The 9,085-nt window shown below is 46.9% G+C and carries 2 protein-coding genes and 5 pseudogenes; 4 read left to right on the top strand and 3 right to left on the bottom strand.

The features are described from left to right. Positions 1–138: 138 nt before the first annotated feature. The 3 genes and pseudogenes from ACWKXN_RS22275 to ACWKXN_RS22265 all read left to right on the top strand — a co-directional run. Positions 139–384 (top strand): annotated as a pseudogene (locus ACWKXN_RS22275) (IS3 family transposase); the annotation flags it as partial. Between the two features lie 81 nt (positions 385–465). Next, a pseudogene (locus tag ACWKXN_RS22270) lies at positions 466–1,648 on the top strand (IS3 family transposase). A gap of 1,162 nt (positions 1,649–2,810) precedes the next feature. Further along, positions 2,811–3,626, top strand: coding sequence for a class I SAM-dependent methyltransferase (locus ACWKXN_RS22265; protein WP_454544367.1), 816 nt, complete (start codon positions 2,811–2,813; stop codon positions 3,624–3,626). A gap of 226 nt (positions 3,627–3,852) precedes the next feature. Here ACWKXN_RS22265 and ACWKXN_RS22260 read toward each other — a convergent pair. The 3 pseudogenes from ACWKXN_RS22260 to ACWKXN_RS22250 form a co-directional block, all read right to left on the bottom strand. Next, a pseudogene (locus tag ACWKXN_RS22260) lies at positions 3,853–4,132 on the bottom strand (IS3 family transposase); the annotation flags it as partial. A 16-nt stretch (positions 4,133–4,148) separates the two neighbouring features. Further along, a pseudogene (locus ACWKXN_RS22255) lies at positions 4,149–5,223 on the bottom strand (IS110 family transposase). Positions 5,224–5,345: 122 nt separating this feature from the next. Further along, a pseudogene (locus ACWKXN_RS22250) lies at positions 5,346–6,250 on the bottom strand (IS3 family transposase); the annotation flags it as partial. Positions 6,251–7,232: 982 nt separating this feature from the next. Here ACWKXN_RS22250 and ACWKXN_RS22245 point away from each other — a divergent pair. Beyond that, positions 7,233–9,085: inverse autotransporter beta domain-containing protein (locus ACWKXN_RS22245; RefSeq protein ID WP_454544366.1), on the top strand; the 1,853-nt coding region annotated here is incomplete at its 3' end.

Here is a 9,085-nt window from a genome sequence, read left to right as displayed (position 1 = left end):
CCAGCAAAGGTGCAGACACAGCTCAGATCTTCAACCATCTTATTATTCTGACTGGTGTAAAACATAGTTCTAAGACTACCTCTTAATTTTAAGAGAGACGAAGTGCCTGGTGATTTATGGAGCCAGTATAGTGCCTGACGCTTCCGGACCTTCAATGTGATGGACGATTTTAACTGTGAAGCACTGGCGAAAGAAATCGACCTGAATATCCCTGACCAACGGGTCATCAGGGTACGGGACAGGATAGTGCCAAACCGCAGCTACCCGTTGAAGATGCGTATGGATAACGAGTAATAACTGGTCTCGCTGGCGCTGGCACAATGCGGCGAAGAACATGTCGTGCAAATCGAATTTATTAAGCTGAGCAAGCCTACTGATGTAGCCCCCTGAAACACCAGACAGTAGCTGTATCTCCAGATAAGAGATAGGCTTGAATATATGTCTAACACTAACGCCAATTTTGAGATGACCGGGATCCTGTTAGGGCAAGAAGCCCGCAAACGTAAGACTCCTCAGGAGAAAATCGCTATTATCCAGCAGACGATGGAGCCAGGAATGAATGTCTCCCACGTCGCTCGTCTGCATGGTATCCAGCCCAGCCTGCTGTTCAAGTGGAAGAAACAATACCAGGAAGGCAGCCTCACTGCCGTTGCGGCCGGGGAGGAAGTCGTTCCTGCCTCTGAGCTTGCAGCAGCACTGAAACAGGTTCGGGAACTCCAGCGCCTTCTGGGCAAGAAGACAATGGAAGTTGAGATCCTGAAAGAAGCAGTGGAGTACGGTCAGTCGCGAAAATGGATAGCGCACGCGCCCTTGTTGCCAAAGGACGGGGAATAGCCGTGGTCAGTCGCACCATGGGCGTGTCGCGTGCGCAGCTTTCACTGCGGATTAACCGTTCCGCCGACTGGCAGGACGGGCGCTGTAACCGGCGTAATGACGAAGCAGACGCTGAAATACTGTCGGTTATCCTCAACATTATCAGCGATATGCCGAGTTATGGTTATCGACGCGTGTGGGGCATCCTGCGTAAGCAACGTCGCTCAGAGGGACAGCCACCTGTGAATGCCAAACGTCTATACAGGATAATGAGCGAGCATAACCTGTTGTTGTTGCATGACAAACCAGAGCGCCCGAAGCGTGAACATAAGGGTAAAATCGCAGTTGCAGAAAGCAATATGCGCTGGTGTTCAGATGGCTTCGAGTTCGGCTGTGACAACGGCGAAAAACTGCGTGTAACGTTCGCGCTGGACTGCTGCGACCGCGAGGCCATAGACTGGGCAGCAAGCACGGGAGGCTATGACAGTTCGACTGTGCAGGATGTGATGCTGAGGTCGGTGGAAAAACGCTTCGGCGACAGGTTGCCCGACACACCGGTGCAGTGGCTGACGGATAACGGTTCAGCGTATACCGCGCATGAAACGCGGAGGTTCGCACAACCGCAGTGAGCAGCCCACAGAGTAATGGCATGGCAGAGCGGTTCGTGAAGACGATGAAGGAAGACTATATCGCGTTCATGCCAAAACCGGATGTGAGAACAGCCCTGCAAAACCTTGCAGCAGCGTTCACGCATTACAATGAAAACCACCCGCACAGCGCGCTGGGATATCACTCCCCAAGGGAATACCGGCGGCAGCGGGCATCGTTAACTTAAGATACAAAAGCTGTCCGGAGATGGCGGGTCAAGATCAAGCTGAGCAAGCCTACCAAAATGATTTTATCGAACGGTTTAACCAGACATACCGGACAGAAATCTTAGATTTTTAACTGTTGATAACACTGAATGAACCACAGGAAATTGCAGAGCGCTAGCTGATGGAATATAATCACTACCAGCTCCATGAATCTATGACTAACCTGACGGAGGAATAATACTGGCTGATGGCTGCAAACCAGAAGTCTAAAAAAGAGAGTGGGACAAAACAAGCGTGTCAAAATCTGTGTAACATAATTTTACACATAAAACCATGTGGCACCTGTAACCACTTGATTTATATTATTTTAAAGTGTCTTTATTCTCGATTTTTTTTACTTTTATAGTACACTTTTAAAAGTAAATGTTGACAAAAAAAATTAATCATACATAAATGTAGTGTGTTTGACTAAAGAGAACTATACTCTATACTATGGATATCATAAAAATATTTACTAATTTCATTGTATGCACTTTTATTATTTTCATTTCAAGTTCTACATATTCATCCTCTGATATAACAGTGTATAAAGATAAAGAATTACAACAAGTGGCATTACAGAATACATGTCCTGCTGATATTGATTGCGATGATCCTTCATGGTTTTATATGGGAGGTAGACCTGATTGCTGTATGCATGCCTATGCTGCTAAATGAAAGTGATTTTAACATAACTATGATTTTTAATTAAGAAAAAGTGTTAACAGGGATAAGGTAAAAACGTAAACAGGTTTCAAGCATGGAGTTATTAATATACAATTACAAATAATTGCGGTTTAATTTTTTTAAATTACACTTAATTTAATATTGAATCAACACAAAATAACTCCTGAGCTAAATTATTTTATTTCAATTTCACATAGATTAATTATTCAGATAGTAATCTATATACAAGAGGATAAGAACTATCCAAATCATTTTTTATTTTTTTTATTTAATGAGAATGCTTGGCTCTTTCAATTAAATATTATTTAAATGGGAAATACTGCAGATCTTAAATTTAATAATCAGGCTGTAGTAAAATATTCATCATAAGATAACGATAGTCATATTATTGATTGTGAAAGAGATGTTGTTAATTTATAACCATGTTTAATTTTTCCTTTTTAAAAGGATACTTTTATGAATAAAAAAATGTTAACAAATGATATTTATAAGCATAATCAGATAGCTTGGAATAAAATGGCAAAAGAACAAAGCCCTTGGTCGCAACCAGTGAGCTCTGAAATAATTGCAGAAGCACGTGCAGGAAGGTTCAATTTACCTTTGCTGCCAACTAAAATACCTTCAGAATGGCTTCCTGATCAAGTGCACGGCATGAGGATTTTGTGCCTTGCGGCTTCAGGAGGGCAACAAGCACCTATTTTGGCTGCTGCTGGTGCTGATGTTGTCGTATTTGATGCTTCACCAGAACAATTGGCACTTGATGAACTCGTAGCAAAACGTGAATGCTTGGAATTAAAAACTATTTGTGGGGACATGCGTGATCTTTCCACTTTTTCTGATGAATCATTTGATCTCATCATTCATCCAGTGTCGAATCTTTATGTTCCTGATATAAACATTGTTTGGGATGAGTGCTTCCGTGTATTAAAATATGGCGGACGTTTGCTGAGTAGCTTTTATAATCCAGTAGCATTCGTATTTGATAGGGATCCTTATCTCAAGGAAAAAGGGATAATAAGGCCTTGTTATAAGCTTCCTTATTCTGACTCGAAGGATCTTGATCCCGACTTATTAGAAGATAAAAAAATAAACTCTATACCACTAGTGTTTGGACATACATTAAATGATCAAATTGGTGGGCAATTAGATGCAGGTTTTATTATCTATGGATTTAATGAATCTTTCCACCCTAAGCCACGCTTTCTTATAGAAGAGTATGTTCCTGTTTTGATTGCCACCTGTTCGTTAAAAGTAAAGAGTATGAGGTTATGAAACATAAGAAATGCTGTAAATTATACTTTAATATTTATTAGCATATATTATAAGCATGTTTTTGTACGGTAAATGATACGCAAAGACAGTTTTTTATCTATAAATGGTAATTAGAATATGCTTTATATTTTTTAATTCAAAAATAAATGTATGAATCGCCACGGGTAATCTAGACACTTCCGAGGCGTTGATGGACTGACCCCACGCCCGTAGACAAATGCTGTCCTCACGATGAGGCCTGTTCGAATGCTTCCAGACTGACGCCGCCGAGGTGACTGTGGCGCCGGGCCCGGTTGTAGAACACTTCAATGTAATCGAAGATATCTGCCCGGGCCAGATCCCGGGTTTTGTATATTCATCTTCCTGATGCGTTCTTTTTTCAGTGAACTGAAGAACGATTCGGCCACCGCATTATCCCAGCAGTAGCCACTCCGGCTCATGCTCGGTGCCAGGTTATTGGCCCGCCAGAAGCGCTGTCAGTCGTCACCGCCGTACTGACTACCTTGGACGCCCTTCTAACAGTCAAGCCGTTATCGGGATAGTGTTGACCTGTCTGTTTAGATTTCGCAGTAATTTATAAACTTCGCGAGAGATATATCGCTTTAGACAGCGTATCGTTTCCATTTTTGTATGCCCTTCGCATACTTTCTTGGCGACATATTTCTTGGTTTTATCGTCAGTTCGCAAACGTCCGATGGCAATGATGTGAAGTGCACTATTTGCAGCACGATCTCCACCACGGTTAAGTCGGTAACGATTAGTTTTTCCGGAAGATACGGGAACAGGGCTGACACCACAAAGTGCCGCGAAACCTGATTCTGATTTTAATCGTTGTGGATTGTCTCCGGCAGTGATCAGCAACTGCGAAGCGCTTTCGTATCCAATGGCATTACTTTTAATCAGTTTTGGCACCAGCTCATCAACAATTGCCGCAATCATGATACCCAGATCAGCGATTTCGTCATGCAACTCGAGATAGCGGCGGGCAAGGGACTTTAATGAAATGCGATAACCGTTGGTAACATTGCGGTATTCACTGTCATCAGACCTCCAGGATCCCAGAGTCCTGATGAGCTGCATGCGCGTCATATTTCTGAGTTGTTCGCGTAATTCATCAGGGGCAGAGAATATTGGAATGGATAATCTGGAGAGCCACTCTGCGGGCTGATATAGCTGTTTTCCGGCAAGTTTTTAATACCCGCAGAGACTCGATCATGCCATTGCGCGTTTTGGGTGTGACGGTTCTTATTCCGGAGAATGCGGCATGAGCGGCACATTCAGCATCAATAGTGTCACTTTTACCCCGTTTGCGTCGCTCCATCCGATCTGGTGCAGTCACCTCAAGTACTTCTAACACGGCGTTCTGAAAATAGCGAAGCAACCCGGAACCATAGGTACCTGTGCACTCAACGCCAATTCGCTTTAATACCCCAAACGAAGTCATCCATGCCAGCATCTGCCGGTAACCTTGCCATGTTGTGGAGAAAAAATGGGTCCCCAGAACTTTATTGTTCTGATATACGACAGCGGCAACGTGCAGATCTTTAAGTGTATCCACGCCACCCACAACAGCGGCTTCCGTAACTTTACCTGCCATAACAGAGCTCCTGTGAGGAAACAGAGTTGAATCTCCAGACAGATAACCTGGACAGGACACAAGAGGTCGATCGTTGTATGAGTCAGGATGCGGGAAGGTCTTCACTGCATCAGTAATCACACCAATCGGGTTAAACGGCAAACTGAGTGATGATAAAAACTGACACCGGTATTATTACTATCGCTATGTACGATGACCTCGCCGTCTGGTTTTACCGCCATCATCAGCGCGTCGAGCGCCAGTTCGCGTGAGAGAGTGGGTTTCATCGACCTGCCGATCACATTACGGGCGAAGAGATCGATAACCACCACCAGATACAGCCAGCCCTGCAAGGTGCGGATATAAGTAATATCGGTGACCCAGACCTGGTTGGCCCGGACAACGGTGAACTGACGCTTCACGCGATTAGGAGCAACGACTGAAGGCATGCCAGCGATACGACGTGGAGCTTTATAGCCGCGCACAGCTTTAATCCGGTTCAGTTGCATGATTCGACTCACCCGGTTTTTACCGCAGATTTCCCCGATTTCGTTCAGATCGCCATGAACCCGCCGATAACCGTATACGCCTCTGCTCCGGGAATATGAGTCGCGGATAAGCATCAGCAGGCGCTGGTTATCTTTATCACGCGCCGAGACAGGCTTATGCAGCCACGCATAGAACCCGGCCCGGTCGACATTCAGTACCCGACACACCGTCATCACACACCATACAGTGCGGTGCTCATTGATAAACCGGTACTTCAGTCGGGCTCCCTTGCAAAGTACCGCGCGGCCTTTTTCAGGATATCCCGTTCTTCTTCAGTGCGTTTTAGCTGCGCCCGGAGTTTCAGGATCTCGCTTTTAGCTTCCAGTAAATCCCGGGCATGCTGCTCGCTGTTATCAGGTTTGAGAGCCCGTAGCCACTTGTAGAGGCTGTGTGTAGAGACGCCCAGACGGTCAGATACTTCAGCGACGGAATAACCGCGTTCCGTTATCTGACGGACGGGTTCTTCCTTAAATTCAGGTGTAAATCGTGGTGTGCTCATACGCTCAAACTATAGGGCAGGATCGTCTACCGGGGCGTGGTCAGTCCAACCGTACATTAACTTTAGCGATTCAATCCCCACATCTAAAATCAGAGATTTTACACCCATCAGCATATTGGATACTTGACCCGCAGCTACCTGAACATTTATCCCAGCTAAATAATGTATTATTTTGATTTTTTTTGCAGTATCCAGAAATATCTTTGTAAGCTTAGAAATGGCATTGTTAAATTATATGGCATTTACAATCCTGTGCTTTACTCTTCTGAGCGCTGCATATAATGAAAATAAACAGAGGCTAAACAAAATTAAAATAATGAATGCCACCCGCAATGTGTATCCTTACCTTACACATTAAAATATATATCTTTTAATGATGCGTATTTTTTTTAGACTCAATGTTCTGCGTTGAATTATATGGTTTTTTTAAAGAGCTTTGATTTAGAATAACTATTGGTGTTGATTTTTTTTAATATTCCTCCTATCAAAACTCCTTGCTTACTTTTTTTGTAAAGTAGAAGATGGGCGTGTATGCTTAACGTATGAAAAAATCACAGCAATTTAACTAATTTTGTGTTGAATAAACATTCCGATGGCCCGATACATAGAAGTACAAAAAATAACAATGAAACAAGTTTCATGTTTTATTTCCCGGCGAAAGATGTTTTCTCCTATGATGCTATCAATTGTCTGGTTAAATATTGTCATACAGATAGCCTTCCCACTTGTTTTGGCTTTTACACCATTTATGGCTGGGGCTGAGCAACATTTTCTGCATGCATCGCCCTTAACTCTGCGTATACAGGAACAAACCCCGGGAGTCGGGGAAACCACTAACTTAGCGACCAAAAAAACTGTTCTAACAATGGAACAGTCCCACATCTTCGCGAGTAGCCAGAATAGGCCGCAGCCTGGTGGTGATGCAGGCATGTCGCTGATAACGGAAAAGGGCAATATAACCGCGTCAGGAGCCCCCCCCTCCGTGAGCTCCACCTCTGCAGAAGAAGGTGATGAGCAAGCGCAGAAAATGGCCGGGTATGCCTCACAAGCCGGGAGATTCCTGGCCGGCAGCGCGAAAAGCGATGGGGCAATTTCCATGGCTCGGGGTATGACCACCGGCGAGGCGGGCGGAGTCCTTCAGCAGTGGCTGAGTCACTTCGGTACTGCACGCGTGAAGCTGGGCGCGGACAAAAACTTCTCCCTGAAGAACTCGCAGTTCGACCTGTTGATGCCCCTGTATGACCAGGACTATGATATGGTGTTCTCCCAGGTTAGCCTGCACCGCACCGACAGCAGGTCCCAGGCTAACCTCGGTGCCGGGTTGCGCCACTTCACGCCCACATACATGCTGGGGGGGAACATGTTCGGGGACTACGATATGTCCCGGGACCACGCGCGTATGGGCGTCGGGGTGGAATACTGGCGGGACTTCCTGAGGTTGAGTATCAATAGTTACATGCGTCTGTCGGGATGGAAAGACTCTCCGGACCTGTCGGATTATCAGGAGCGGCCAGCGAACGGCTGGGATGTCCGGGCGCAAACCTGGGTACCGTCGCTGCCACAGTTGGGCGGCAAGCTTACGTATGAGCAGTACTATGGCAGAGAGGTCGCCCTGTTCGGGGTGGACAGCCGCCAGAGGAACCCGCATGCCATCGCGGCCGGAATTAACTACACCCCGGTGCCGCTGATTACGCTGGGGGCGGAGCAGCGTCAGGGCCAGTCAGGGAAAAGCGACACCCGGCTGATAGTGGATGTGAATTACCAGCTCGGGGAACCGTGGCGCGCCCAGGTAGACCCGACCTCGGTAGCTGCAATGCGAAACCTGTCCGGCAGCCGGTATGACCTGGTGGAGCGTAACAACAACATCGTGCTGGAGTACCGCAGGAAGGAGATAATACGCCTGCACACACTGGACCAGGTCACCGGACAACCCGGGGAACAGAAGTCGCTGGGCGTTTCCGTGACCAGCACGTACGGGCTGTCGCACATCGACTGGTATGCACAGGCCCTGAGTGCAGCCGGTGGTAAAATCACACAGAACGGCGCAGATTACGCGGTGTTGCTCCCGGCGTACCAGTCATCGGCGCAGGGTGTGAACACGTACACCGTCAGTTGTGTGGCGGTGGACACAAAGGGCAACCGCTCTGACAGGAGTGACATCCAGGTGTCTGTGCAGGCGCCGGAGGTGAACAAACAGACCTCGACCTTCACGCCTGTGAGCAGCGTATTGTCGGCGGACGGGAAGAGCACGCAGGTGCTAACCCTGACGTTGCGGGATGAAAATAACCAGCCGGTGGACATTGATGTGAAGGACATCAGTCTGAAAACCGGCGTACTGAAAAGCGCCACGGTATCGGCGCTGACTCGAAAATCTGTCGGGGTCTATACCGTTACAGTGACGGCAGGCACGGATGCGGAGACGGTGCCCCTGACGCTGTCGGTGAGTGGTATCACATTACCTCCAGCCGGGGTGACCATCATAAGTACCACACCGGATGCAGGGCAATCGGTATTCACAGCGACTCCTGAGAGCATTGTCGCTGACAATACGGCCACCTCCACGCTGACGCTAGTTGCGAAGGACGTGCAGGGCAATCCTCTGACGAACCTTAAGGGCAGTCTGACGTTTGTGGTGAAGGACAGCAGCGGTAAGACACCAGCCAGCGGAGTCATCACGGAAAGTGCCATCACGGAGAGCAGTACAAAAGGGATGTATACAGCAAATATGAAGGGAGCCGTATCGGATAAATACACGGTGGTACCAGAATACAATGGCACCGCAATGGGCAGTCTGAGCACCTCAGTAACTTTAACTCCAAATCCCTCGTATATGGA

The sequence above is a fragment of the Enterobacter sp. UPMP2060 genome, from assembly GCF_053709655.1.
This window is presented reverse-complemented; position numbering and strand designations above follow the sequence as displayed.